General features: G+C 62.0%; 25 protein-coding genes. 18 read left to right on the plus strand and 7 right to left on the minus strand.

Annotation, left to right across the window (positions count from 1 at the left end; translation table 11 throughout):
* Window positions 1-196: rhodanese-like domain-containing protein (locus NDO75_RS05770; protein WP_310905185.1), on the minus strand; the 196-nt coding region annotated here is incomplete at its 3' end.
* Window positions 197-438: 242 nt separating this feature from the next.
* Here NDO75_RS05770 and NDO75_RS05775 point away from each other — a divergent pair.
* The 3 genes from NDO75_RS05775 to NDO75_RS05785 are packed head-to-tail and all read left to right on the plus strand — an operon-like array spanning window position 439 to window position 1,543.
* Window positions 439-684 (plus strand): sulfurtransferase TusA family protein, encoded by a 246-nt coding sequence (locus NDO75_RS05775; protein WP_254764375.1) that lies wholly within the window; start codon window positions 439-441, stop codon window positions 682-684.
* A 1-nt stretch (window position 685) separates the two neighbouring features.
* The gene (locus tag NDO75_RS05780) at window positions 686-1,276 is read left to right on the plus strand and encodes a DsrE/DsrF/DrsH-like family protein (RefSeq protein ID WP_310905187.1); all 591 of its coding nucleotides are present in this window, start codon (window positions 686-688) and stop codon (window positions 1,274-1,276) included.
* A 3-nt stretch (window positions 1,277-1,279) separates the two neighbouring features.
* On the plus strand, window positions 1,280-1,543 hold the full coding sequence (locus NDO75_RS05785) for a HalOD1 output domain-containing protein (RefSeq protein WP_310905188.1): 264 nt from the start codon (window positions 1,280-1,282) through the stop codon (window positions 1,541-1,543).
* Between the two features lie 36 nt (window positions 1,544-1,579).
* On the opposite strand, the gene NDO75_RS05790 is transcribed toward NDO75_RS05785, so the two are convergent.
* Window positions 1,580-2,110, minus strand: a complete 531-nt coding sequence (locus tag NDO75_RS05790) for a hypothetical protein (RefSeq protein ID WP_310905189.1) — start codon at window positions 2,108-2,110, stop codon at window positions 1,580-1,582.
* A 66-nt stretch (window positions 2,111-2,176) separates the two neighbouring features.
* Between NDO75_RS05790 and NDO75_RS05795 the strand changes: the two genes are divergently transcribed.
* The 4 genes from NDO75_RS05795 to NDO75_RS05810 all read left to right on the plus strand — a co-directional run bounded on the left by NDO75_RS05795 (window position 2,177) and on the right by NDO75_RS05810 (window position 5,521).
* On the plus strand, window positions 2,177-2,878 hold the full coding sequence (locus tag NDO75_RS05795; RefSeq protein ID WP_310905190.1) for an ABC transporter ATP-binding protein: 702 nt from the start codon (window positions 2,177-2,179) through the stop codon (window positions 2,876-2,878).
* A 1-nt stretch (window position 2,879) separates the two neighbouring features.
* Entirely contained in the window at window positions 2,880-3,602 is a 723-nt protein-coding gene (locus NDO75_RS05800) for a hypothetical protein (RefSeq protein WP_310905191.1), read from the plus strand.
* A complete protein-coding gene (locus NDO75_RS05805; protein WP_310905192.1) occupies window positions 3,599-4,330 on the plus strand; it encodes a hypothetical protein in 732 nt (243 codons plus the stop codon). Before NDO75_RS05800 ends, NDO75_RS05805 begins: the two co-directional genes overlap by 4 nt.
* 267 nt (window positions 4,331-4,597) lie before the next feature.
* Window positions 4,598-5,521: a sulfite exporter TauE/SafE family protein gene (locus NDO75_RS05810; protein WP_310905193.1), complete on the plus strand. Its 924-nt coding sequence runs from the start codon at window positions 4,598-4,600 to the stop codon at window positions 5,519-5,521.
* A gap of 38 nt (window positions 5,522-5,559) precedes the next feature.
* Here the strand turns inward: NDO75_RS05810 and NDO75_RS05815 are convergent, their stop codons facing one another.
* The 3 genes from NDO75_RS05815 to NDO75_RS05825 all read right to left on the minus strand — a co-directional run bounded on the left by NDO75_RS05815 (window position 5,560) and on the right by NDO75_RS05825 (window position 8,382).
* Entirely contained in the window at window positions 5,560-5,805 is a 246-nt protein-coding gene (locus NDO75_RS05815; protein ID WP_310905194.1) for a hypothetical protein, read from the minus strand.
* A gap of 68 nt (window positions 5,806-5,873) precedes the next feature.
* Window positions 5,874-7,016, minus strand: coding sequence for a hypothetical protein (locus tag NDO75_RS05820; protein ID WP_310905195.1), 1,143 nt, complete (start codon window positions 7,014-7,016; stop codon window positions 5,874-5,876).
* A 163-nt stretch (window positions 7,017-7,179) separates the two neighbouring features.
* A complete protein-coding gene (locus NDO75_RS05825) occupies window positions 7,180-8,382 on the minus strand; it encodes an MFS transporter (RefSeq protein ID WP_310905196.1) in 1,203 nt (400 codons plus the stop codon).
* A gap of 135 nt (window positions 8,383-8,517) precedes the next feature.
* On the opposite strand from NDO75_RS05825, the gene NDO75_RS05830 reads away from it, so the two are divergent.
* The 8 genes from NDO75_RS05830 (at window position 8,518) to sfsA (ending at window position 16,929) form a co-directional block, all read left to right on the plus strand.
* Window positions 8,518-9,069 (plus strand): hypothetical protein, encoded by a 552-nt coding sequence (locus NDO75_RS05830; RefSeq protein ID WP_310905197.1) that lies wholly within the window; start codon window positions 8,518-8,520, stop codon window positions 9,067-9,069.
* A 70-nt stretch (window positions 9,070-9,139) separates the two neighbouring features.
* Window positions 9,140-10,438 carry an ArgE/DapE family deacylase gene (locus tag NDO75_RS05835; protein ID WP_310905198.1) on the plus strand — a complete coding sequence of 433 codons (1,299 nt, stop codon included), beginning with the start codon at window positions 9,140-9,142 and terminating at the stop codon, window positions 10,436-10,438.
* Between the two features lie 74 nt (window positions 10,439-10,512).
* Window positions 10,513-11,475: an MBL fold metallo-hydrolase gene (locus NDO75_RS05840; protein ID WP_310905199.1), complete on the plus strand. Its 963-nt coding sequence runs from the start codon at window positions 10,513-10,515 to the stop codon at window positions 11,473-11,475.
* 247 nt (window positions 11,476-11,722) lie between these two features.
* Window positions 11,723-12,184, plus strand: a complete 462-nt coding sequence (locus NDO75_RS05845; RefSeq protein ID WP_310905200.1) for a MaoC family dehydratase — start codon at window positions 11,723-11,725, stop codon at window positions 12,182-12,184.
* Between the two features lie 77 nt (window positions 12,185-12,261).
* Window positions 12,262-13,710: an amidase gene (locus tag NDO75_RS05850; protein ID WP_310905201.1), complete on the plus strand. Its 1,449-nt coding sequence runs from the start codon at window positions 12,262-12,264 to the stop codon at window positions 13,708-13,710.
* Between the two features lie 560 nt (window positions 13,711-14,270).
* Window positions 14,271-14,564: a PadR family transcriptional regulator gene (locus NDO75_RS05855; protein ID WP_310905202.1), complete on the plus strand. Its 294-nt coding sequence runs from the start codon at window positions 14,271-14,273 to the stop codon at window positions 14,562-14,564.
* A 285-nt stretch (window positions 14,565-14,849) separates the two neighbouring features.
* Window positions 14,850-16,088 carry an MFS transporter gene (locus tag NDO75_RS05860; protein WP_310905203.1) on the plus strand — a complete coding sequence of 413 codons (1,239 nt, stop codon included), beginning with the start codon at window positions 14,850-14,852 and terminating at the stop codon, window positions 16,086-16,088.
* A 124-nt stretch (window positions 16,089-16,212) separates the two neighbouring features.
* Window positions 16,213-16,929 (plus strand): DNA/RNA nuclease SfsA, encoded by a 717-nt coding sequence (gene sfsA, locus NDO75_RS05865; RefSeq protein ID WP_310905205.1) that lies wholly within the window; start codon window positions 16,213-16,215, stop codon window positions 16,927-16,929.
* A gap of 150 nt (window positions 16,930-17,079) precedes the next feature.
* Here sfsA and NDO75_RS05870 read toward each other — a convergent pair whose 3' ends face one another.
* Window positions 17,080-17,877: an enoyl-CoA hydratase-related protein gene (locus NDO75_RS05870; RefSeq protein ID WP_310905207.1), complete on the minus strand. Its 798-nt coding sequence runs from the start codon at window positions 17,875-17,877 to the stop codon at window positions 17,080-17,082.
* 857 nt (window positions 17,878-18,734) lie between these two features.
* Here NDO75_RS05870 and NDO75_RS05875 point away from each other — a divergent pair.
* The 3 genes from NDO75_RS05875 (at window position 18,735) to NDO75_RS05885 (ending at window position 23,518) form a co-directional block, all read left to right on the plus strand.
* Window positions 18,735-19,649, plus strand: a complete 915-nt coding sequence (locus tag NDO75_RS05875; protein ID WP_310905208.1) for an amidohydrolase family protein — start codon at window positions 18,735-18,737, stop codon at window positions 19,647-19,649.
* Between the two features lie 480 nt (window positions 19,650-20,129).
* On the plus strand, window positions 20,130-22,082 hold the full coding sequence (locus NDO75_RS05880) for a hypothetical protein (RefSeq protein ID WP_310905209.1): 1,953 nt from the start codon (window positions 20,130-20,132) through the stop codon (window positions 22,080-22,082).
* 254 nt (window positions 22,083-22,336) lie between these two features.
* Window positions 22,337-23,518, plus strand: coding sequence for a PD-(D/E)XK nuclease family protein (locus NDO75_RS05885; protein WP_310905210.1), 1,182 nt, complete (start codon window positions 22,337-22,339; stop codon window positions 23,516-23,518).
* A 16-nt stretch (window positions 23,519-23,534) separates the two neighbouring features.
* On the opposite strand, the gene NDO75_RS05890 is transcribed toward NDO75_RS05885, so the two are convergent.
* The gene (locus NDO75_RS05890; protein ID WP_310905211.1) at window positions 23,535-23,885 is read right to left on the minus strand and encodes a hypothetical protein; all 351 of its coding nucleotides are present in this window, start codon (window positions 23,883-23,885) and stop codon (window positions 23,535-23,537) included.
* Window positions 23,886-23,938 lie beyond the last annotated feature (53 nt).

Consider the following 23,938-nt stretch of genomic DNA (forward strand, 5'->3'; position numbering starts at 1 on the left):
CGTCCTCGAGGAACTCGAAGTAGGGCACGTTGATCGATTCGACGGTCTCGCCGTCGATGTGCCACTCGTCGTACTCGGACTGCATGCGCGCGTCGAGGAGCGTGACGTCCTCGCCCGCGTCGATACGACGCTTCAGTTCGTCGGGGGCGATCGATTCGACCGAAACGTCTGGCGTTGGGAAGTCCATGTCGTCCATCGTGTACACCGTTCAGTATCGGCCGCTCCCACATAAGAGTTTGCATAGTAATTCTACAATTGCACAATACCACTACTCGTGCTGATCACTCACCTGGCTCAGAAGGCGACATAGCGTGCAATGGGTGGGGCCATACCGATATCCGCTCGGTAGAGGAGTTCGTATACTGCACAATAACCGACATCCTTTTATGGTCGTAACCGATATTGTACGATAGCTCCAAGACAGAGCACATAGAAACCATGAGTTCGGAATACACCACCACGGAGACGCTCGACGTGAAAGGACAGTCCTGCCCGATGCCCATCGTGAAGACCAAGGGCGCGATCGACGACCTCGAGGCCGGCGACGTACTCGAAGTCGTCGCGACGGACTCGGGCAGCATGAGCGACATTCAGGGCTGGGCGGACGGCACCGATGGCGTCGAACTGCTCGATCAGGTCGAGGACGGCGACCTGTACACCCACTACGTCAAGAAGACGGCGTAAGATGAGTACCGACAACCCCACCACCTCGGTCGACGACCCCGACGGCGAGATCGACGCCGCGGAGCTGCAGGCGCTTCGCGAGCGCATCGACGAGCTAGAGGAGTCGGTCGCTGAGATCGACGACGCCGACGACCAGGGGAAGATGACGATCGTCGCGACGCAGGGGACGTTCGACATGGCGTACCCCCCGCTGATCCTCGCGAGTACGGCGGCCGCCTTCGGCTGGGACGTCGTCGTCTTCCACACGTTCTGGGGGCTCGATATCCTCCACGAGGAGAAATCCCAGAACCTCAAACTGAGCGCCGTCGGCAACCCGAACATGCCCGTCCCGAACGCGCTCGCCGCGCTTCCTGGCATGGACGCGATGGCGACGAAGATGATGCAAAAGCGCATCGACGAGAACGGCACGGCCACCATCGAGGAGTTGATCGACCTCTCGCTCGAGAGCGGCGTCGACCTGCAGGCCTGTCAGATGACGATCGAGTTGATGGACTACGACGAGGACGACTTCTACGACGGCGTCACCACCGGCGTCGGCGCGGCGACCGCCCTCCAGCATATGGCCGAATCGGACGTGCAACTGCTCGTCTAACCCGTGAGGAACGAGAATTCGGGCGGCGATGGAGCGCTCCAGTTGGAGACGCGGCCGAGCATGCGCGTCGTCCGCGCGGTCGCCGAGGCGGACGGCGTCGATCCCGTCGATCTCCAGCCGCCGCTCAACGACGTCGTCAACGCGTCGGCGCTGGATCGCCTGTTCGAACCACCTGGAAACGGAGCGGTCCGCCGTGGCCGGGTGTCGTTCGACTATCGCGGCTACGACGTGACGGTTCACTCGAGCGGGCGCGTCTCGCTCGAATAACGGCGCACTTCTCACCGACGAGTTCCGACGGCTCGATCACCGCAGCCGGTCGATCAGGTCCGCGAGCCGATCGGTCGATCTGCCCGTGAGCAGGTTCACCAGCGTTTGGCTCCGATCGTACGTTTTCTTCAGCGATCGAATCCGCTCGAGGTCCTCCTCGGCGCGCTCGGAATCGGCGTCCTCGAGTTTGGTTTCGGCGGACTCGAGCGCACGAGACATCAGATCGATCTCGCGCTGGACCTCCCGCCGCAGGAACTCCTGAACGACGTGCCAGAAGTCTGTCTCGGCTTCGTAGAACGCCTTTTTCCCCTCTCCGGGGAGGGAACGGCGGTGGACGAGGTGGAGTCGTTCCATCGTCTTCATCGCGGTGCTCACCGTGGATTTGGCGTACCCGCTTTCCTCGACCAGTTCGTCGAGTGATACCGGTGCGTTCTCGAAGAAGAGGGTCCCGTACAGCCGGCCGTAGCTTCGGTTCAGACCGTACACTTCGGCGCTGCGTTCGAGCGCTTCGATGACCTCCTCGCGAGCCGCAGCCACCGGATCGGTGTCGTCGTCGCTGTCGTTCATAGTATTCGGTATCTGCCGAAAATACTAAACGGTTCGCTTCCGCATATTCGGAATGAGCCGAATATGATGAACGAAGTAACCGAGCGAACGAGCACTGGCAGAACGGGCGAGACAGACGGAACGGAGCCCGATGTGGCGCTTCGCGGGGACGGACTGACGAAGACCTACGGTTCTCGACTCCCGTTCACGAGGACTGTCGACGTCCTGGAGGGGGCCGACATCGAGGTCCGGTCGGGCGAAATCGTGGGCATCGTGGGCGCGAACGGTTCCGGAAAGTCCACGCTGATGAAGATCCTCGTCGGCGCGCTCGAGGCGGACGCCGGGACGGTCGAAACCAGCGGTCGCGTCGGGTGGTGTCCGCAGGAGGGGCTGCTGTACGACCGGCTCACGATTCGAGAGACGTTCCGGCTCTTCGGGGAGGCATACGGGATGAACGACGAGGAGATCTCGTCGGCCCGCGACAGGCTCGCCTCGCAACTCGACTTCGAGCGGTTCCTCGACTACCGGATCGACCACCTCTCGGGGGGCAACCGCCAGAAGGTCAACCTCGGCGTCGCGCTGATGCACGACCCCGACGTGCTCCTGCTCGACGAGCCGTACACGGGCTTCGACTGGGAGACCTACCTCGCGTTCTGGGACCTCACCGAGGACCTCGTCGAGCGCGGGACCGCGATCGCGGTCATCAGCCACCTCATCAACGAGCGCGAGCGCTTCGATCGCATCTACGAGCTCCGCGACGGGCGGTTACACCCCGACGAGGTGGCCTGAGATGCGCGCGGTGACCGGCACCAGGGCGCGGCTCGCGGAATTTGGCCGTCAGCCGACCACGCTGGCGCTGCTGCTGCTCCTCCCCCCGGTCGCGATCGAAGTCTACGGGACCGCGCTCGAGTCGTTCCCGGCGCTGCCCGGCCTCGAAGCCGATCCCGCCACGGTCGGCCGGATGACGGGGACCCTGTTCGCGGTCGCCTTTCTCGCCGGCCTCATCGGTCTCTTTCAGGTGATCAGCGCCCGGAGCGGCGACGAGCGGCTCGCCCTCTGTGGCTTTCCCCGCCACACCCTCCTCGCGACGCGGCTCGCGACGATGCTCGTCGTCTCGAGTCTCGGTGCCGTCGTTGCCTTCGGAGTTTTCGCCTGGCGGACCGCGGTCGCCGCGCCCGCCCTCGCGTTCGGCGTGCTGGTGCTCGCCGGGCTGCTCTACGGCCTTTTCGGCGTGGTCGTGGGAACGCTGCTCCCGCGGGACCTCGAGGGATCGCTGGTCCTCGTCTTCCTCGCCGACCTCGACAACGTCCTCTCGAGCGACCTGTTCGACGTGGGCCGAGTCGCCGAGTTCGCCCCGCTGTACCATCCTCACGCGCTCTTCGAGGCCGCCGTCCTCGAGGGGACGCTCGCCGAGAGCCACCTCGTCCCGGCGCTCGCGTATCTGACCGCGCTGCTCGCGGCCGCGTTCGTCGCGTACACCACCGTCACCGGCGAGGAGGGGGTGCTGGCATGAACCGAACGCTGCAGTCGGCCGCGATGGGGGCGCGCCAGATCGGACGAACCCCTGTCCTGCTCGGACTGCTCGTCGTCTTGCCCGCCTATCTCGTCGGCGTCTTCACGTACGTCGCGCCGGACTCGCGAGTCGCCTTCGAACTCGAGGGCGGTGAGACGGTTCGCGTGAGCCTGACCGAGGCGTTCCCCGCGTTCACGACGCCGATGGTCGCGGCGCTGCTCGCCGGCATCGCCGGCCTGTTCCTGATTCAGTCGACCGCCGACGCCGACGCGCGGCTCGTGGTCGCCGGCTACCGCCCCGCCGAGGTCGTCTTCGCCAGGCTCGCGCTGCTGGCCGGCGTGAGCGCGCTCGCCACCCTGGTCGCCGTGGGCGTGATGCGGGTCGCGTTCGCACCCGACCGCCTCGGCTGGTTCGCCGTCGCGGTCCTCCTGACGGCCCTCATCTACGGCACGCTCGGCGTCCTCGTCGGCACGCTGCTCGATCGTCTTCCGGGCGTCTATCTGGTGCTTTTCGGCTCGATGATCGACCTCTTCCTCTTCCAGAACCCGCTGGCGACGGAGACGCCCGCCGTCGCGCGGATCGCGCCCGGGCACCACCCGCTGCGGCTCGCGATGGACGCCGGTTTCAGCGGCCGCATCGCCCTCGAGCCGCTCGCCTGGAGCGTCGCCGTCCTCGCCGTCTGCGGGGCGCTCGCGGTCGCCGCGTTCTACCGATCGGTTCGAACGTAGCTGCCGTTTTCGTCGTGGAGCGGCGGACCGCCTGCGACACGGGCTCCGGCGCTGTGCTGGCCATCGATTGCCGCTATCTATGACAGTCCGGATAGGATAGAGATGGCAATACCGACTCTACTGAGGGCGATACCGACCGAAACGCAGGACCGGGGGGCGACACCTCAGTCAGTACATATCGCCGAATCGAACAGCGGGATAGGGGTCTGATTCCATGTCCGTAGTATCGGTGGGTCCGCGTCGACCACGCCAGCAATCCGCTCACCTATGAGCTCATCTGAATCTACCATCCGCGTCGACCGATTCGTTTCGAACCTCCGCGCGTTCAGGTATCGCGAAGTGATGATGGCCGTCGCCACGCTCAGCGTGATCGCGGGAGCGATCGTCTTCTTCCCCGGCAGAGAGAACGTGAGCGCCGGCATCCAGTCCGACGTCTCGATCGGCCTGCTCGCGGCGTTCGTGCTCGTCGCGATCGTCGCCGGCATCGTCAAGGGGATGATCGGGTTCGGCTACGCGCTGATCACGACGCCGATCTTCGCGTCGGTGATCGATCCGACGTTCGCGGTCGTCGTCCTGGCGATTCCGCCATGGATGATCAATATGTTCCAGATCGGTGAGACCGACACCGGACTCGAGTTCGTCCGCGAGGAGTGGCTCCTCGTGGCGCTGGCCGTCGCCGGGACCGTCCTCGGTGTCGCCTTCCTCGCCGAGTTCAGCACCGGCCCCATCGTCCCCTTCCTCATCGGCCTGATCATCTTCGGCTACGTCGTCTTCCAGTTCGTCCAGAACTTCGTGACGGTCGAAGAGGCCCACCACCCGATCGCGCTCGGCACGGCCGGCTTCCTCGAGGGGTTCCTGCTGGCCGTGGCGAACCTCGGCCCGCTCCTCCCCGTCTACTTCCACACCTTCGAGCGCGACGCCGAGCGGTACATCGGCGGGCTCTCGATGGTGCTCGGAACGGTGTTCACGATCCGCCTCGTGCAGATGGCGCTGTTCACCGACCTGCTGACGACCTATCGACTGTGGCTCGGCTCGGTGATCGCCGTGGTCACGATCGTCGGCCTGCTGCTCGGCACGTACCTCCGCCGGCTCGAGGTCGACGAGGACCTGTTCAACTGGTTTGTCGTCGGGCTCCTCTTTCTCATCTCGCTCAATATCTTTCGGAACACCGTTCCCGCGCTGTTCTTCTAGACGCGCTTCCGGCCGTCTACGGACGGGAACGGCCGACTTCACTCGTCTTCCGCTCGCCAGTCCCACGGTGCCGTCACGAGGACGTAGCAGCCGACGCCGAGGAGGAGCAGCCCGTAGAACTGCGCTCGAGACCAGTTCGCCGACAGCGACAGCAGCGTGAGCAGGAGGACCCAGCAGCCGACGACGACCAGATCCGCGAGCAGTCGCCCGGCGGTGGTGGCGCCCGCTCGATATCGCGACCGCTGTCGGTCGCGTTGGTCGGGTGCGCTGCGATCCCCGCTCATAATTCGCCCCGCGACGCTCGAGTGGACGGCGCTCCGTTCGTCACTGATCGTCGTGATGGTGCCATCGTTCAGAAGTGGTAGCCGTATCGTTCGGTGAGTCGGTACGCAGCCGTTCCCCAGATGTAGTTCTGTCCCGGCCACCAGGTCCGGGCGTTGTTGAAGCCGGCGACGAGTACACCCCGATCCGGGGCCGCGGGGTCCGCTCGGAAGCTCACGGAGCCGCTGTCGCCGTCGGCCATGTCGCGTTCGTCGCCCCATCGGAGCTGGCCGTAGCGGGGCGACTCACCCGTAAGCGACGTGACGGCGTCGATCCCCTCGATTTGGCCCGCAGTCCGGCCGGTCTTGGCACCGACCTTCGTGAGCGACTTCTCCCGGGCGACGAGGTCGGCCAGACCGAGTCGGGTGAACTGGCCGCGGACCCGTTTTCTCGTCGGACCGGCGATCACGCTGTCGGGACGGTACGGGCTGTTCGGGGCGACCGCGACCACGTCCTCGATCGCGTGGTCGGCGTAGACGCGACCGATCGGGACCGCCTGCCCGTTCTCGAGCGGAAGTACGAGTTCATCGGTCGCGGGTTCGGTGCCCCCGAACGTGTGACTGGCCGTCGCGAACAGCGCCCGCTTCCCGCTCGGGTCGTAGAGCGTCGGCGTGAGCGTCGCCCTGCTGTAGCCCGCTCGACAGGCGACGCCGCCGGGAACCCGACCGTCGTCGACGTGAGCGACGCGCCTGAACTGTCCGCCGTCTCGCTGGGTCGTCGCCGCTTCGCCGCGCTCGATTACGTTGACGTCGTACGCGACCTCGTCGACGATCGTCTCGAGGAACTCGAGCGTCTGGTCGAAGTCCCGCGCGGAGACGTCGACCGTGATCGCCGCGCCCGGATCGTCGTAGCTACCCGGAACGACCGCGCTGCCGAGGTAGCCAGTCACACCGGTCCGGGCGAGGCGTCGGTTGAGTTCGAACGCCTTCGTGACCGCGGCGTACCAGTCGGCGGGGACGGTCCTCGTCCGTTCCTCGATCGCCCAGGGATCGCTCGGATCCGGTCTGACGAGGGCGGTCGCGATAGAGACTTCCCCGCCGCTCGCGCCCAGAAAGTCCTCGACACCGAGAACGTGGGCTACACCCAGCGCGTAGCCGGCCGTGCCGACCGTCCGGAGGAACTCGCGGCGGCCGCTCCCGCTTCTCGAGCCCCGCTCGCGGTTCGTCGATGTCATACTCTCGGTGGAGAACGACGCCGGCCGGGCCGAACGCATGGCGGCGGCGACCTCGCGTCAGCACCGAGTAAGGGGCGCGGTGGTAATGATCTTTCTGCCGGTTCCCACTGTGTGAGACGTTACCACTCCATGACGCGGTACGTTCGCCGGCCGTCCTCGCCGGTCAGGCGCGGTCGCGAAGCGCCAGTCCCCCGAGCCCGACCGCACCGACGCCGGCAACCGTCGCGGCCGCGAAAAACACACCGCGGACGCCCGCAAGTGGGACCGCCAGACCGAACGCCACCGGCGAGAGGAACTGGCCGGTGTAGCCGACGGAGGCGAGATAGGAACTGAACTGCCCCTGGCGGTCCGGTGGCGCGAACGCCTCGACCCACGCGAACGTCGACGGAAAGACGAGTCCGAGTCCGAGCCCGAACAGGACCACCGGGAGTGCCGCACCGACGGCCGTCCCGACCGCGGTCGCGAGTCCGAACCCCGCGATCCACAGGCCGAGCGCAGTGAACACGAGCGCGGATCGATCGACGCGACTGACGAGCCTGTCGTACGCGACCGCCGAGATGCCGCCGGCAGCACCGTTCGCGGCCAGATAGAGGCTGATCTCGAGCGAGGCGGTCACGCCGATGCCGGCCAGGAGCTGGGGGTAGAAGACGACGATCGCATACAGGAGCGCGTTCGCCCCGAAGTAGAGCAGGTATACCAGCGGCAGTCCCGGCTGGCGACGGAAGACGGCGAGGACCGTCGAAACGCCGCTCGGATCATCGCTGGCTGTGCCGCTGCCGTCCGCCCGGCCGGCGGCGCCATCCACGGACCGCGTCTCGGGAATCGTCACCGCCGCGAGGGCCCCGAGCGGGAGCGCGACGAGGTAGACACCGAAAGGGAGGTTCCACGCGAGGGTGCCGGCCGCCCCGCCGATCAGCGGCCAGACGGCGGCCCCGGCGCTGTTCGCGCTGCTCCGAAGGCCCAGCGCTCGTTCCATCGCCTGCCCGTCGTAGAGTTCGTAGATGAGCACGGTCACCGACGTGTACACCGCGGCGGTCCCGAGCCCGAGGACCACTCGAGAGGCCAGTAGCGGGTAGAACGAATCGACGAAGAGCCCTGCGCCCCCGCCGATCCCGTAGACGGCGAGCCCGCCGACGAACGGCTTCCGCGGGCCGACCCGATCGACGAGCGACCCGACGAACGGACTGGCGAGGACGATCACGCCCCCGTGGGTGGTGATGATAAGTCCCGCCGCCGAGCCGGAGACCCCCAGCTCGCGCTGGATCTGCGGGACGACCGGGCCGAGAATCGCCCCGGCCATGACCGTCAGCGTCGCCGCGGCGACCAGCACCCAGAGCGAGCGCTGGCGCTGTTCCGAAACCGTCACTGTGCAGTTCTCGAGAGCCGACGCTCAACAGGGTTGTGTTCGCGGTGATCCGGGTTCGTCCGTGATACGCCTCGTGTCCAGAACGTCCACGGACGGTTCCGCGAGTTTATTACTCGCACGCACCTTATACCGGCGATGACTGTCGACGAATCCGGAACGACGATCGACGCGGCGACGGCCGTCCGCGGCGGTGCCGCGGGGGTCGGGTCGTTCCTTCTCGGCTATCTGTTCACGTTCCTGTCGGCGGCCGACACCGGGGTCCGCGTCGCGGGCGCGTTTCAACCGCTGGCCAGCGCCGGCGGCCGCTTCGCGCCCGCCTGGAAGGTCGCCGGCTGGCTGTTCCTAGACGGTCACGCCGTCGGCACTCGCTTCGACGGTCGGACCGTCGACGCCGTCTCGCTTGCCGGCGTCGAGTTCCTGTATCTCGTCCCGCCGCTCCTGCTCGTCGCCGCCGGTGCTCTCGTCGCCGTTACGTCGGCCAGCACGACGCGTCGGCAGGGGCTGGTCGACGGCGCGACCGTCACCGTCGGCTACCTGCTTTTCGTCGTCGTGTTCGCGATCCTCACTCAGCACGGAAACGTCCGCCCGACGCTCCTTCGTGCGCTCGTCGTCGCTGGCGTCGCCTATCCGGTCGCGTTCGGCGGCCTCGGTGGCATCCTCGCCGTCGTCGCTCGAACCGACCGCTGACCGGCCACGGCGGGTGAAGAACTCCGGGAGAAACAAGTAACTGGGTGCGTGGTATATCATACCAAGTCAAATGTCGACAGACAACAGAGAGGATATCCGCGACCGGATCGAAAATAAGCGCGACGATCTCGTCGATCTCGTGAGCGAACTTGTCAATCAACGATCTGTTACCGGAAACGAAAAGCCCGCTCAGGAAGTGGTCTCGTCGCGCCTCGAGGCCCGCGGTCTCGAGGTCGATACGTGGGAACCCGATGCCGACGAACTGAGAGACCATCCGGGGTTCTTCGAGACGTCGTCCTACGTAGAGCAGGGGTACGACGACCGTCCGAACGTCGCAGCGACCAGAGACGGCGTCGGAGACGGTCGGTCACTGACGCTCAGCGGCCACGTCGACGTCGTTCCGGTCGACGAGGACGAATGGAGCTACGATCCGTGGGACCCCACCGTCGAGGACGGCCGCCTCTACGGCCGCGGCAGCAACGACATGCTCGGCGGCGTCGCGTCGATCATCGTCGCCTACGAGGCGCTCGACGAACTCGACATCGAACTGGCGGGCGATCTCACGATCCAGACGACCGTCGAGGAGGAAGACGGCGGCCCCGGCGGCGTGCTCTCCGCGCTCGAGCGCGGCTACCAGCCCGACGCGGCGATCATCACCGAACCCTCCGGCCTTCCGAACATCGGAATGGCGAGCGCGGGCGTCATGTACTTCCGAATCGACGTCCCCGGAAAGTCTGCGCACGCCGCTCGAGGCTACGCGGGCGTAAACGCCATCGGAAAAGCGGCGGAGATCTACCGGGCGCTCGACGAACTCGATCGAGAACGGAAATCGCGCATCTCGTACGAACCGGCGTTCCGGCAGAATCCGAGGCTCGAGGGCCACGAAACGAATCTGAACGTGGGCACCATCGAAGGCGGTGACTGGCCGTCGACGGTCCCCTCCGGCGTCGTGTTGGAGGGACGCATCGGCTGGCCGCCCGGCGAAACGCGCGAGGAGGTTCGGGCGGACGTGGAAGCGGCCGTCAGAGAGGTCACCGAGACCGACGAGTGGCTGTCCGACCATCCGCCCGAGTTCGAGTGGGTCGGCTGGAACGCCGCCCCGCACGAACTCGACACCGACGAGGAAATCGTCCAGCTCGCGCGGGAGAACGCCGAGACGATCACCGGCGAGACGACGACCTTCGGCGGCGGGAGCGGCGGGAATGACGAGCGATTCTACAACCGCTACTACGACATCCCCTGTCCCTCGGTCGGGCCGCGCGGCGAGAACATCCACGCTGCCGACGAGTACGTGGAGATCGACTCGCTCGTCGAGACGGCACAGACGCTCGCGCTGACGGCTGTCGACTGGTGCGGAACCGCGGAGTAACTCACAGCTGGCGGGTTCCGTCCACTCGTACGGGCGACCGTATCGATTTTAGGACGAGAAGTGAACGGCTACGTATGGACGATGTACACAAACTCGAGATTCCGACGCCGTTCGGCGTGGGTCGGGTGAACTGTTACGTCTTCGCGGCGAACGGGCTGACGGTACTCGATCCCGGGCCTGCGACGGAGTCGGCCTACGACAAACTCGCGGCCGGACTGGACGCCCACGGCTTCGCCGTCGCCGATGTGGACCGGGTACTCATCACGCATCCCCACATGGACCACTTCGGGATCGCCAATCGAGTCGTCGAGGAATCCGGCGCCCGGACCGTCGCACACCGGGACGCCACGAGACACCTCGCCGACCCGATCGAGCACTTCGACCGCGAGCAGGCCTTCTTCCGACCGTTTCTGGAGTCGATGGGAGTGCCGGAACAGATCGCCGGAACGGCCGTCACGCTCCCCGAAGCGTACACGGACTATCAGGAACCCCTGGCGGTCGACCGCGAACTGACCGACGGCGACGTCGTCGACGTCGGCGTCGATCTGACGGCAGTTCACACGCCCGGCCACGCACCGGGTTCGGTCTGCTTCGTCCCGTCGACGGAGTCGGTCGCGTTCACCGGCGATCACGTGCTCCAGCACATCTCTCCGAATCCGCTCCTCACGGTCGCACCGGGGACCGACGACGAACGAACGCGGAGCCTCCCGGCATATCTCGACTCGCTAGACAAGATCCGAGCGGTCGAGGCGGCGGTCGGCCACGGCGGCCACGGGGAGACGATTCCGGACCTGAACGGTCGCGCCGAAGAGATCCTCGACCACCATCACCGCCGAAAGGAGCGCATCGCGGACATGATCGACGAAACGGGTCCGATGACGGCTTACGACGTCATGCAGGAGATGTTCCCCGACCTCCCGGCAACGGAGGTCTTCCCCGGAATGTCCGAAGTGATCGGCCACCTCGACCTGCTCGAGGACGAGGATCGCGTCGCGATCAGCGAGGAAGATGGCGTCACGCAGTATGCGCTGCGGTGATACGGTTGGTGGGTCGTGACGGCGACTCCCGACGGATGCCACGGTACGGGCCGACAGTATGTCAGCAGCCTCGACGCAGTGGGCTACTACGTCAGGGCGGTGCACTGCCGAGGACATCCCGTAGCAGCCAGTGTCCTTCCTCCTACCCGTCGACGCGAACGGCAGCGAGCGCGGTGAGCCGACAGACGGTGAGCCCAGTGGGTCGGGAACCGGATGGTTTAGGCCGATCGCTGGTGACCGGCGTGGCATGACACAGTACTACGAGGATCTGGCCGTCGGTGACACCTTCGAGACGGGCGGCTACACGATCACCAAAGACGAGATCGTCGAGTTCGCGGAACAGTTCGATCCCCAGCCGTTTCATATCGACGAGGAGGCAGCCAAGGAGTCGATGTTCGGCGAGTTGGTCGCGAGCGGCCTTCACACGCTCTGTCTGTCCGTCCGCCTGTTCGTCACGGAGATCGTCAACGGCGAGGTCGATCTCGCGAATATGGGCGGACTCGGGATGGACGACCTGCGCTGGCACCAGCCGGTCCGGCCCGGAGACACGCTCCGCGTCCGGGCCGAGGTGCTCGAGAAGACGCCCTCGACGAGCCGTTCGGACCGCGGATACGTCGAGTTCCAGCGTACCGTGTTCACCGACGGTGACGACGAAGTGATGTCGATCCGTTCGCACAATATCGTCCGCCGCGCCGACGCCGGTAACTAGCGGTCGAATCGGCGTTCGAGCGAACCGGAGCGCTGCCCGCCACAAACGTTACTGTGACCGGGGTGGCAACACTGCTCGTGATAGAAGATGACATTACCGGAGCGATCGAAGCCGCAGCGGCGGTCTACGGAATACCCCTCTCCGACGAGGGGCGCGAGGAATACGCCGCCGAGGCGGAGGCGACTGCCGAGTTGCTCGGCGGTCTCGGCCCCACCGCCTTCGAGTCCGACGCCGCGGAGAACGTCAGGGACGGGTCCGACCCGTACAACGCCTTCCTGTATCGGTGCGAACTGTCCGGTGCCGAGACGGGGCCGCTCGCCGGACTGGACGTGGCGGTCAAGGACAACATCGCCGTCGCGGGCGTGCCGATGACGTGCGGCTCCGCCGCCCTCGAGTTCGAGCCGGCGTATCACGCGGCCGTCACCGAGCGGTTGCTCGGTGCGGGTGCGACGCTGGTCGGGACGACCAACATGGACGAGTTCGCGTACGCCACCACGAGCGAGACCTGCGCTCACGGTCCCGTCGAGAACCCCAGCGCCGAGGGCGTGCCGGGCGGCTCCTCGAGCGGAAGCGGAGCGGCCGTCGCGGCGGGGCTCGTCGACGCGGCGCTCGGGACCGACACCGGCGGCTCGATTCGGATCCCCGCCTCGTTCTGCGGCGTGGTCGGGTTCAAGCCCACGTTCCGGACCGTGCCGCGCTTCGGCTTCGCGGACCTCGCGATGTCGCTCGATCACATCGGGCCGCTCGCGCCCGACGTCGAAACGGCGGCCACCGTCCTCGAGGCAATTAACGGCCCCGACCGCCGGGATCCCTCGACGAAGGGGATGCGAACGCCCAGCCCGACCAGCGGGCTAGATACTGATGTCGACGGGACGACGGTCGGGCTCGTCACCGAAGCACAGGAGAGCGCCGACGACGACGTGGCCGCGGCCGTTCGGCGAGCAGCCGACCGATTAGAAGCGGCGGGCGCGACCGTCGAATCCGTGTCGCTCCCGGAGTTCGACGCGCAGGCGCTGGTCAACGCAGCCGTGACCGGCACGGAGTTCACGACGCTGGTCGCTCAGGCGGGCCAGGACTACGGGGTCGGGACCGGCTACAGCGAGCCGTGGCGCGAGGCGGTGGCGGCGATGGACGCGGACGAACTGGGCGAGAACGTCCGCGCTCGTCTCGTCGTCGGGCGGGCGTTGACGGAACTCGACGACGGTGCGGGCTACGTCGCCGCACAGAACGTCCGTCGAGAGTTCGCGGACACCGTCGACGAGCGCCTCGAGGCCCGCGACGCGCTCGTGTTGCCGACGACGCCGATGACCGCGCCCGATTACGGCGATGTCACCGACGATGCCGACCTCCTGCGGACCCTCGCCAACACCAGTCCGTTCAACCTCACCGGCCACCCCGCGCTCTCGGTCCCGGTTACGACGGGCCGGGACGGAAACGGCGATCCGATTGGCTGTCAGTTCGTGACCGACTGGTACGACGAGGCCACGGCCGTCGCGCTCGGCAGGGCGCTCGAGACCGACCGGTGACCGAGCGTCGGGCACGACACAGGGTGTGGCGGTCGGTCTCGTGTTCGGTCCGCTGCCATAGCACAGCTCGTACTCTGGCTCACGTCTCGAGCGAGACGGGTTCGACCGTCGCGGAGGGTCGACAAGGAGGGGTGTCACTGGCGGGCCAACGGGAAGGGGCACCACTAGCAGGCCACTACGATGGTCCCCCGCAGAGTACGGTGTGGTACTGAAGCGGATCGCCGGCGTAGATACACGGCATGGCCGCTTCAGAACCGTGCCCGAACTGTGGTGAAACCGATGTCTGGCTCGAGGAGCGAGCCCATTTCATCCAGTACGGCTGCAACCTGTGTGACCACACGTGGCAACGGGATAAGCGCACGTGAGCCGCGACGGGGTCGGCGAACCCGGCTTCAGCGAACGTGTCGTTCAGATCGAGTGTTCAGTGGCTACTATAGCCATCGCCGGAGCGGAACCCGTCGGTTCACTTACTAGATATGGCGCCAACCAGGCTATTTGTGACATGTATTTTACTATCTCATCTAGGAATTTTTATCCAGTAAGAAACCGACTAACACAGTATGTACGATCTCACCGCCTTCCAGCGTGACCTGTTGTACGTGATCGCCGGCCAGGATGACCCGCACGGACTCGCGATTAAAGACGAACTCGAGGACTACTACGAGAAAGAGATCCACCACGGGCGGCTCTACCCGAACCTCGACGATGTCGTCGACAAAGGACTCGTCGAGAAGGGCGAACTCGACCGTCGGACGAATTACTATACGATCACGGCCCGCGGCCGGCGCGAGCTCGAGGCCCGTCGAGAGTGGGAAGACGAGTACGTCGGCGAGTTACTCGCAAAACCGAAGTGACAGTGAGCGCGTCATCGGGGTGACACCATTTCAGAGGTCTGATCTGCTCGAGTGTGGAAGTAGAACTATCCTCGAGGACCGCTCAGCGGCGGTGGGGAGGAGACCCTCTGGAGAACGGAACTCTTCCAGCGGAGCGACAGGAACCGCTGTTTTCGGCTCTCGACTACGCCGATCGGTACTCGAATCGGAAGAGATGCCTTTTATCTGGGCGGCATCGAACCGTTGGGCACTGCTATGGAGTCTAACGATCGTGCTATCGTGAGTTTCGCGATGTTGTCTCACGCGATGGTACATACGTACGAACTCTCTATCCCGATCCTCATGCTGCTGTGGGCGGGCGAATTCTCGATTTCGATCGGGTTCCTCGCCGTCGTGGTCGCTGCCGGTTACGCGATGTTCGGGTTGGGGGCCCTTCCGGCCGGTGTCCTCGCGGACATCTACGGCTCGCGCCTGCTCATCGTCTGCTGTCTCGTCGGGATGGGTGCATCGTTTCTCGTCTTGAGTATCGCTCCGAGTCTGCCCGTCCTCGTCCTCGGACTGGTCTGTTGGGGGATCGCAGCGAGCATCTACCATCCGGCTGGCCTCTCGTTGATCAGCACGGGCGTCGTCGATCGTGGATCGGCGTTCGCGTACCACGGCATGGCGGGGAACGCCGGGATTGCACTCGGCCCGCTCGTGACCGCACTCCTCTTGCTCGTCGTCGACTGGCGGCTCGTCACTGCGTTCCTCTCGGTTCCCGCGTTACTCGTCACACTGTACGCGTTTCAGGCTCGGTTCGACGAGACCGCGGGGACGAGGGACCGACAGGAGGAGACCGATTCGAGCGATGGGGCATCGGTAACCTCGCTGTCGGAACTGTGGGCCGGTTCGAAAGCGCTGTTCGCCACCGGTTTCAGCCTCGTCTTCGCGATTGTAATGCTCAACGGGCTCTTCTACCGCGGGACGCTGACGATGCTGCCGGAGATACTCACCACGTTTCTCGAGCCCATCGTCGGGGACCTGCAGGTATTCGACCCGAGTTCCCCGATGGCGGAAGAATTCGAACCGTCGCGGTTCTTCTACACGGGGCTCCTGGTGGTCGGCATCGGTGGGCAGTACGTCGGGGGGAAGCTCACCGAACGAGTCGCGACCGAACGGGGACTCATGGTAGTGCTGGCATCGCTTTCGGTCACTGCGCTCGCGTTCATCCCCGCAGCACGGGCCGGTATCGCCACCCTCGTATCGATCAGTGCGGTACTCGGCTTTCTCCTCTTTATGATCCAGCCGCTCTACCAGGCGACGATCGCGCGATACTCTCCGGCGGACGCTCGCGGTCTCTCGTACGGCTTTACGTACGTCGGCACGTTCGGAATCGGGGCCTTCGGTGCCGCCATCACCGGGGTTATTTACGAAACGTTCGGTGTGTTCGCGATGTTCGCGACACTCGCCGGGTTCGCGCTCCTCGCAGCCGCTCTCAGTTATTCGCTGGTGGCTAACGGTTCCGCTGGAGCGGACTCGAGCACGGCTGAATCCGGTGGCGATTAGGAAGTTCCGAACTGCGGCCGGGAAGCGCTGCTGTTCTGAGCCCCCGTATACCGTGCGACCGCGCGTGACTCGTCGCCGCCGATGCTTTCGTATCGGCGGCGCCGAAAGGGTCGAACACCATAGTATGGCGTCGCTTCTCACGTTCGACGACGAACTCGTCACGGGGCGAATCGCGGACCGTCCGAACCGATTCGTCGTTCGCGTCCGGTTCGACGGGGAACCGAAGCGGGTGTTTCTGGGCGATCCCGGCGCACTCGAGGGGATACTCGAGCCCGGACGAGAGATCCTCTGCTCCCCCGTAGACGACGCCGACCGAGCCACGAACTACGATGCGATCGCGATCGACGTCGATGGAACGTTCGTGAGCGTCAGAACAGCGCTCGCGAACGATCTGTTCGAGGCGGTACTGACGAGAGGCGCTCTCCCCAGCTTCGAGAACTACGAACTCCGTAAGCGAGAACCGCAACTTCCCGACCACGGTCGAACCGATTTCCTCCTCCACGATCGATCCGAATCGCCCGTGTACGTCGAGGTCAAATCCTGCACCCACGTCGAAGACGGCGTCGCGAAGTTTCCCGACAGACAGACCGAACGCGGGCGCCGGCATCTCCGAAGCCTCGAGGCCCTCATCGACGATGGCTACGAAACGCACGTCGTGTTCGTCGTGCAACGTCCCGATGTCGATCGGTTCCGACCGTATCGAGCTGTCGATCCCGAATTCGCCGAGTTACTCGCGCGGGTTCGGTCCGTCGGTGTCGGGGTACACGCTCTCACGACCGAGTTCGATCCGCCACACTACCGACTTCGGAACGCGTCGCTTCCGATCGATCTCACGTCGTAGGACCGACCGTTGGTGTGTTACCCGGGTCAGCTCGAGTCGACATTCGACTCAGTTCCGGGCTTCAACCGCGGCTCTCGACGGCGTATCGATCGCGGATCGAGGTCTCGATCTCTACCCCGTCGAACGATACTGCATCGACCGCGAATCGCGTCACCGTCCCTCGAACTCCGGTTCCCGATCCTCCTGGAAGGCGGCGACCGCTTCCTCGTGGTCGGCCGTCTGCGAGCAGATCCGCTGTGCGCGGGTGGCGTCCTCGAGCGCGCGCTCGAGGTCGACGTCGAAGCTCTCGTTGACGAGTCGCTTGCTCTGGCCGAGTGCGATCGGTGGACGCCCGGCCAGTTCGCTCGCGAACGATGCGGCCGCCTCGAGCAGGTCGTCCGCGGGGACCTGCTCGCGCGCGAGGTCCCACTCGACGATCTCCTCGCCGGCGAGTTTCTTGCCGGTGAAGATGAGTTCTTTCGCACGCTCCTCGCCGATCAGCCGCGGCAGGAGGAAGGCACCGCCGTCGCCGGGGACGAACCCGACGTCGATGAACGTCTCGCCGATGACTCCCTCGTCGCTGACGATACGGAAGTCACAGGCCAGCGCCGTATCACAGCCGGCCCCGAGGGCGTAGCCGTTGACCGCCGCGATGACCGGCGTCTCGATGCCGCGGATAGTCCGGACGACGTTCTGAAACAGTCCCAGCCCCGTCTCGTACTCGGCGAAGTCCATCTCCGGGGTCAGGGGCATATCGTTCAGGTCTACGCCGGCACAGAACGCGTCGCCGGCGCCGGTAAGGACGATCGCACGGACCTCGTCTCGGTCGTCCAAGCGTTCGAACGCCTCGACTGCGCCCCGAAGCAGGGGTTCGTTGTACGCGTTCATCGCATCGGGTCGGTCGTACGTGACGCGGACGACGTGTTCGGCGGTCTGTTCGACTTCCAATGGCGCGTCGATTTCGATCATCGGTTGCTCCTCGTGAAGGGTGTTTCCAGCTATCGACTTGTACGGTTCCATCGGACTTGAAGGAAGCTGTGACATCGACTACGACGACGCCACCCTCCTGTTCTCAGACACCGACCAGACCCGGATGAGTCCCTCACAACCTCGTCGATCGAATTGGCAGCGAATAGACGGTTGTCTGGAGCCTGTTTGCGACGAAAATTACGAACGGACGACAGGGTAGGATGCTCCGACAGGGATTCGAACCCTGGTTATTGCCGTGAGAGGGTACGTCTTGCCTAAGTGACATACCCTGGTGCTTGCCCTCGACCCTTTATCCCGCATCGCCTGTTTTCGCCCGTGTGGTCGTCTCTAACGGGTTCGAGATTCATATAACACGGTGCAGTTGCCGAAAAGGCAATTGGAGTTCGTTGGATTCTACCCAGACCAATGCCCATCGGAGCCAAAGAACGGCAAACGCCTAGGTTCGCGGGGGTATATATGCGAGGCCAGAATGGGGGCTTCTCTCCATACAACCTATCACGAACAAATCGAGGGTTTATATTGCTGAATAGAGAGTGTAGTCAGCAGGTAGTTGCTATGCGCTTCTGAGGATTTCAACAGAGCCTGAATTCTCGGTCGTCCCCCGTTGCGGTTTTTCGAAAAGCAGCTAGATGTTCTCAAGATCGTGTCCCTGCTTATCATCGTTATTGTCACCATTTGAAGCGGAATAACAGAATTGCTCAACTAAGGAACCCCGTTGTGGTATCCCTCCCAAGGACTATTCTGCTGTTAGATGACCAGACGCTATGCGGTCAAATAGCGTGGCCCAAGGAACGCCAGAAGGAGTCACACGGCGACAGCTACTCCAATATACCGGTGTGACAGCCCTCTCTGGCACTGTCGCGGCCGAGGTTACAGCGGCACAAGAACAGGAGAGCGGTCCCGGAGATATTCAGACGGAAACGCCATTGATCGATGTCCATCTCCATATCACGCCGATCGATGGAACAACACGAAAAGCGTTCTCAGCAGAACAGGCGATAAGCTGGATGGACGACAACGGCGTCGATCAAGCCATCCTCCTTCCGCTTGAATCACCGACAAGCTGGTTCTTCCCAGTACCGACGTGGTGGATCCTGAACGAGGCAAGCAGGTTTCCGGATCGATTTATCCCCTTCTGTGCAGTTGCTCCACAGGCTGCAGACCAATTCGGTGACGACGTTATCCGGGAACGCCTCAGGACATACGCCGATATGGGTGCGCGCGGCATCGGCGAGTTGAAAGCACCGCTGCCGTTTGACGATGACAGGGTCCAAACTGTGTATGAGATGGGCGCAGAACTCGATCTGCCGATCCTGTTCCATATGGACGGCGTGAATCTGACTGATAAGGTCAGTCTGCCACGAACCGAAGCCATGCTGCACTCCTACCCGGAGGTGGATTTCATCGGGCATGGTGCAGGCTGGTGGTCCTCAATCTCTGGCGATATCGAGTCAGTGGCGATGGTGTGGCCAGATGGACCGGTGGCACCTGGTGGAGCGGTACCTCGGTTACTGGCGGAAAACGACAACCTGTATAGCGACCTATCCGGTGGGTCGGGTTGGAACGCTTTGACTCGTGATCCTGCGTTTGGGCAAGCGTTCTTGGAGGAACACGTGGACAGTCTTATTTTCGGTACGGATAAACTAGCTCCTGAGCAGACCGTTGATCAGTTTGCTCTCTTTCAGAGGTTCGATCTCGTGCCACAAGAGTGGGAACAAATACGGAACCAGAATATCCAAGAACTCCTCTAGTATCTCTCAGTCGATGCCGTACACAGTCACTGCACAAGCATCTTGGAAACCCGTCGAAATCCAAATTTCGACAGGAAATTTATGGTATCTATCAGTCCAATTGGTGCTGCTTTTCCTACTGTTCCTATACCGAAATGAAAGACAGAATATCATCACTTCTCGAACCCCAACACTTGATCTCTTTAATGACAGAACTATTACTTTTGTACCGGTTTTTCGGAAGAATCTGCTTATCAGGACCTATTAACCCTCGTGAAGAGGGGGAATTATTGCAGGTTGGAAATCCTGCCGCAGACAATTCATGGCAGCACAAAGATAATTAGATCCACGGCTCGCTGCTAAGGGGCGCAGGAAGCAGTTACGACAGGAACTGGACGATCTGGTCCCCTGGGCAATCCTTTATCCGTGGAAGGTTTCTAGTTCTGTGCAGTACCTATGCCCGGAGGTCCCCCTGTTTCCCATACAGACCACGTCAGGCCGATGTCCACACGTGGCGAGAGTGAGTATACAGCTCCAACGAAGTATGACGACTATCCAGGAAAGGCCGATTATGGGTCGGTCACAACTCGCTTTGAAGGCGAAATCGAACTTATCCATCCTGCGCCAGACATAGAAACGTTACTCCGAACAACTCATCTGACTGCGCAACTCCATCAGTATAACCGTGCCCAGCACGGTCGTGATTGGTCGTTCCCAAACGATGGCACGACGCTATACGATGTCGCTATTCTCGATGTGATTGACAAAGTCGTAGAGGTTGAAGGTCTCTCGCCCGATTCACTTGAGATTTCAACGCGCCGATTCAAACTTCTCTTTCTCAAGGAAGCACGGCAACCGAGAACACTCACGGCATTTTATACTGATCTCAAGAATTTTCCCTCGGTACTCGCCAAACTTGGCTACAGTGATGCGTCAGACCTCCCCAGTTACGAAACAGTCCGAATTGAATTGAAGAAGAACCTGCCTGAAGAACTGGCCGATCTGGAACGAGGACAGGAAGCGTTCAAGGCTGCTGTTATCCGCGCCATTTACGCAGTCTTTCGCAACGGGATCAAGGTACCTGAATCAGTAAGCGAAAAGTATCGGTTCGACGCCGTCGCCCCACCACTGTACGAACGAGCAATTCCTCGGTCAATCGAGCAGGATGCTCTCCGGAACTGGGTCCAGCTTCTACTTGATGAGACGATAAACCCACTCACGTTTCATCGGGACAAGCCACGTATCAGCATCGAACAGTACTTAGGGCTCTTCGCTGCCTCCGCATTTTCCGGCTGCGGGGTACAAACTGTTGCAAATACCTTCGACTATGTCTATCAGCGGGAGATGATCCCAAAGGGGAGCGGTGTCGGGAAATACATCAGAAACGACCTCCCGCTGAATGCAAGCCAGGCTGCGTTAGAAAACACAGAGAAGCACGCAATTACGAAACAGTTCGATGCTGTTCACCGTGAAACACTAAAACTCGCAGACCAGTATGGTTTTTTCTCTGAAGACCGCTCACTGGCCGTTGACCTGTACCGCATTGAATGGAACGGAGTCGAAAACGACCTTACCATCAATCGCCCTCCGAAGTCAGAAAACGATAACCGATCACAATGGACCTATGCAGTGTTCGGAATCATCGACACTGAAGCTCGGTTCACTCTCGGTGCGCGGTGGCTGCCAGAGAAATCGGCCTACCCAAGAGCCGTCAATCAACTCACACCGATCTCGAATGATTTCGTCGATGTCAAGGCATTATACGCCGACAGCGAACTGATCTCGGGCGCATTGATTAACGCGTTTCGTAGAATCGCGGACTCTAGTTGGGCGGTCCGAGCACCAAACGAAAAAACAGTGATAACGCCGCTGAAAGAGTATACACCAGAGAATCACATCGGGTACGTCCCCGCAGTATCGTGGAATACCACACCAAGCCCCGCTGCTGTTGCATACCCATACGATAGTAGTAACCCATCAATCGTTGAATTTACTGCCCACGAGTTGAAACGCAACGATCCAGTAGACACTAAGAGTCAAACGGATTTCTCCGACTTCGATGATCGTGAAGAAACACCTGGATCATTCCCTTCGACGCTTACGAAGACATTTGACGATCCGGAATCTGTACCTGGTGTCGGCAATGGATCAACGCACGCGGTATACCTAACTGACCGTTCTTTACCGGAGCGTTCAGGAGAGGGCATTCATTTCCCATACTATCAACGCTGGGCTATCGAAGAGTCGATAAATCAAATTTCAAATGACTTCATGCCGATAATTCACAGTGGCAACGAGAATCTCCGTCTCTACGGCGTGAACGTTGCGATCCTCTTTCAAAACTGGCACACACTTATCAACCGCGCTCTGTCTCCAGAACTCGGACTTCGTCGTAACGTCACGCACCAAGAACTCTTGATGGCCATTCTGGACGTAACCTTCAGTACTAGTTAATCAACAATCTACGTGATTGTTCGATCCAAAACTACTATCGTCGGTAATCATGGTGTGCGGGAAGCAAGGATCTGTGCTATACCGCGTGTTACTCCCCAGTAACGTCTTTCTCAACTCACACCTGTTGATGAGGAACGTTATAATATTGTAGATAGGTATTGCTGTACGAATGAGTCGATCCAGCAATATCATACACTCGGGTGTACGCGGCGAGCAGTTCTACAGCAGTCGTGAGTGGAGAAGAGAACCTGACTATGAGTGATGCGAGCATTGAACGCCAGCTTCAAGACATCAAACAACAACTCGACGCCGTTGAGGAACCGCCAGCAACAACGCTCGGCATTCTCGGTGAATCGAAACGCGAGAAATACTGGGAATCACTGTTAGTATACTTCCTCGACAGCGATAACCCGCATACTCTTGGCACGACTGCCCTCGAAGCATTTCTGAACGCAATCGCATCACATCCTGACACGACATTCACTGCTCCGGATACTACGACTAATCTCGACGAGGTGAACGTACAAACACAGGTCTCGACCGGGCATGGCCCCGTAGACATCCTGATACGCTACCGGGACGAGTGGTTCATCTGCACCGAACTAAAGGTCGCATCTCCCGAAACTGGCAATCAAACAGACCGATACGCGAACGCTTCACACCTCGGCGACATCACCGTCAATCAGTACGACGGAACACGCGAATATATCTACCTCGCCCCTAGGTACTCAGCGCCACCAACAGCCGCCGAATTCACAACCATCCCTTGGAAGCACGTCGTCGAACATCTTGTCGAGGCACTGAGTAGCGACATCAAGCAGTACTACTCGAAGAGCAACGCGCAGTTCGCAGACTTTCTCGACACAATACAACGAGCACTCGGAATGACAGATACAAACACGATCTCAAAGGAAACAGAACTGTACTCAAAGTATGCAGAAACCATCGACCGACTTGTAGACGCTTATGAGCAGGACAAATCAGCACTCTTCGACGAGTTCGAGGCTATTTTCTTTGATGATCCACACTTCTCGCGTGAAGAGTGGCGTGTCAGCCGGCACGGCAGAAACTACATTAAACTGTACAAACCCAGCTGGCAAGGCGTCGGGGAAGGCGTCAATATCGAATACGAACCACACATCCATCTAAAACGATCGGACCCACGAATCCGCCTTCGACTGGATGTCGAACAGGGTAATAAGCACGATGTACGCGACGAATTACGTGAGAGACTCGGTACAGACCTTTCAACAGAACTCGAAGTGAGCGGATGGAAAGATGTTGACGAGAGCTACGCGTTCCTCACGAAATCGATTCTGCTGGAATTCGATGCTCCAGAGCAGTCACTTCACGACGCGGTCCGCGAACTGAAGCAGTTCCACGAAATTATGAGCCCACATATCCAAAAGATAGTCGCTGAACGCGGAAATCAGTAAGTGAAGACCAGCGAGGTTATCGGTACGCTTCGATCGAGTCTTCGAATGCCTCGCTAAGTATCCGTACGAGATCCGGATTTTCCACAGCGAGTTCGACGAACGCGTCGTTTAGCGCTGCGGTATACGCTTCGAAGAATCCGTCGTGCTCGTTAATTCGAATCGGGTACGTCCCTCTGATCATGGTTCGCTTTTCTCCTGTCGTTGCAGCGTTTGTTGATTCGAGATAGGCTTCGATACTGCGTTTCCGCTCGGTGAACTGCTCGTTGTAAATGTCTCTGAACGCCGTGGGGTTCGAACCCATACACCGGAAGTTGAACCGCAGTTCCCGGTCCTGGACTGCCGTGTCTCTGTTGCTGTCGTCTCCCATTCGATGGTAGAACCCGATTCTGAGGTCATTCCTGTCACTTGCACGTTGTACTA

It is taken from the genome of Natrinema sp. 1APR25-10V2 (assembly GCF_031626495.1).
Taxonomy (GTDB): domain Archaea; phylum Halobacteriota; class Halobacteria; order Halobacteriales; family Natrialbaceae; genus Natrinema.

Excerpts from the sequence above, each read along its gene's own strand:
- NDO75_RS05775 (WP_254764375.1), top strand. The coding sequence starts at position 439 with ATGAGTTCGGAATACACCACCACGGAGACGCTCGACGTGAAAGGACAG.
- NDO75_RS05780 (WP_310905187.1), top strand. The coding sequence starts at position 686 with ATGAGTACCGACAACCCCACCACCTCGGTCGACGACCCCGACGGCGAG.
- NDO75_RS05790 (WP_310905189.1), bottom strand. The coding sequence starts at position 2,110 with ATGAACGACAGCGACGACGACACCGATCCGGTGGCTGCGGCTCGCGAG.
- NDO75_RS05795 (WP_310905190.1), top strand. The coding sequence starts at position 2,177 with ATGAACGAAGTAACCGAGCGAACGAGCACTGGCAGAACGGGCGAGACA.
- NDO75_RS05800 (WP_310905191.1), top strand. The coding sequence starts at position 2,880 with ATGCGCGCGGTGACCGGCACCAGGGCGCGGCTCGCGGAATTTGGCCGT.
- NDO75_RS05805 (WP_310905192.1), top strand. The coding sequence starts at position 3,599 with ATGAACCGAACGCTGCAGTCGGCCGCGATGGGGGCGCGCCAGATCGGA.
- NDO75_RS05810 (WP_310905193.1), top strand. The coding sequence starts at position 4,598 with ATGAGCTCATCTGAATCTACCATCCGCGTCGACCGATTCGTTTCGAAC.
- NDO75_RS05815 (WP_310905194.1), bottom strand. The coding sequence starts at position 5,805 with ATGAGCGGGGATCGCAGCGCACCCGACCAACGCGACCGACAGCGGTCG.
- NDO75_RS05820 (WP_310905195.1), bottom strand. The coding sequence starts at position 7,016 with ATGACATCGACGAACCGCGAGCGGGGCTCGAGAAGCGGGAGCGGCCGC.
- NDO75_RS05830 (WP_310905197.1), top strand. The coding sequence starts at position 8,518 with ATGACTGTCGACGAATCCGGAACGACGATCGACGCGGCGACGGCCGTC.
- NDO75_RS05835 (WP_310905198.1), top strand. The coding sequence starts at position 9,140 with ATGTCGACAGACAACAGAGAGGATATCCGCGACCGGATCGAAAATAAG.
- NDO75_RS05840 (WP_310905199.1), top strand. The coding sequence starts at position 10,513 with ATGGACGATGTACACAAACTCGAGATTCCGACGCCGTTCGGCGTGGGT.
- NDO75_RS05845 (WP_310905200.1), top strand. The coding sequence starts at position 11,723 with ATGACACAGTACTACGAGGATCTGGCCGTCGGTGACACCTTCGAGACG.
- NDO75_RS05855 (WP_310905202.1), top strand. The coding sequence starts at position 14,271 with ATGTACGATCTCACCGCCTTCCAGCGTGACCTGTTGTACGTGATCGCC.
- NDO75_RS05860 (WP_310905203.1), top strand. The coding sequence starts at position 14,850 with ATGGTACATACGTACGAACTCTCTATCCCGATCCTCATGCTGCTGTGG.
- sfsA (WP_310905205.1), top strand. The coding sequence starts at position 16,213 with ATGGCGTCGCTTCTCACGTTCGACGACGAACTCGTCACGGGGCGAATC.
- NDO75_RS05870 (WP_310905207.1), bottom strand. The coding sequence starts at position 17,877 with ATGATCGAAATCGACGCGCCATTGGAAGTCGAACAGACCGCCGAACAC.
- NDO75_RS05880 (WP_310905209.1), top strand. The coding sequence starts at position 20,130 with ATGTCCACACGTGGCGAGAGTGAGTATACAGCTCCAACGAAGTATGAC.
- NDO75_RS05885 (WP_310905210.1), top strand. The coding sequence starts at position 22,337 with ATGAGTGATGCGAGCATTGAACGCCAGCTTCAAGACATCAAACAACAA.
- NDO75_RS05890 (WP_310905211.1), bottom strand. The coding sequence starts at position 23,885 with ATGGGAGACGACAGCAACAGAGACACGGCAGTCCAGGACCGGGAACTG.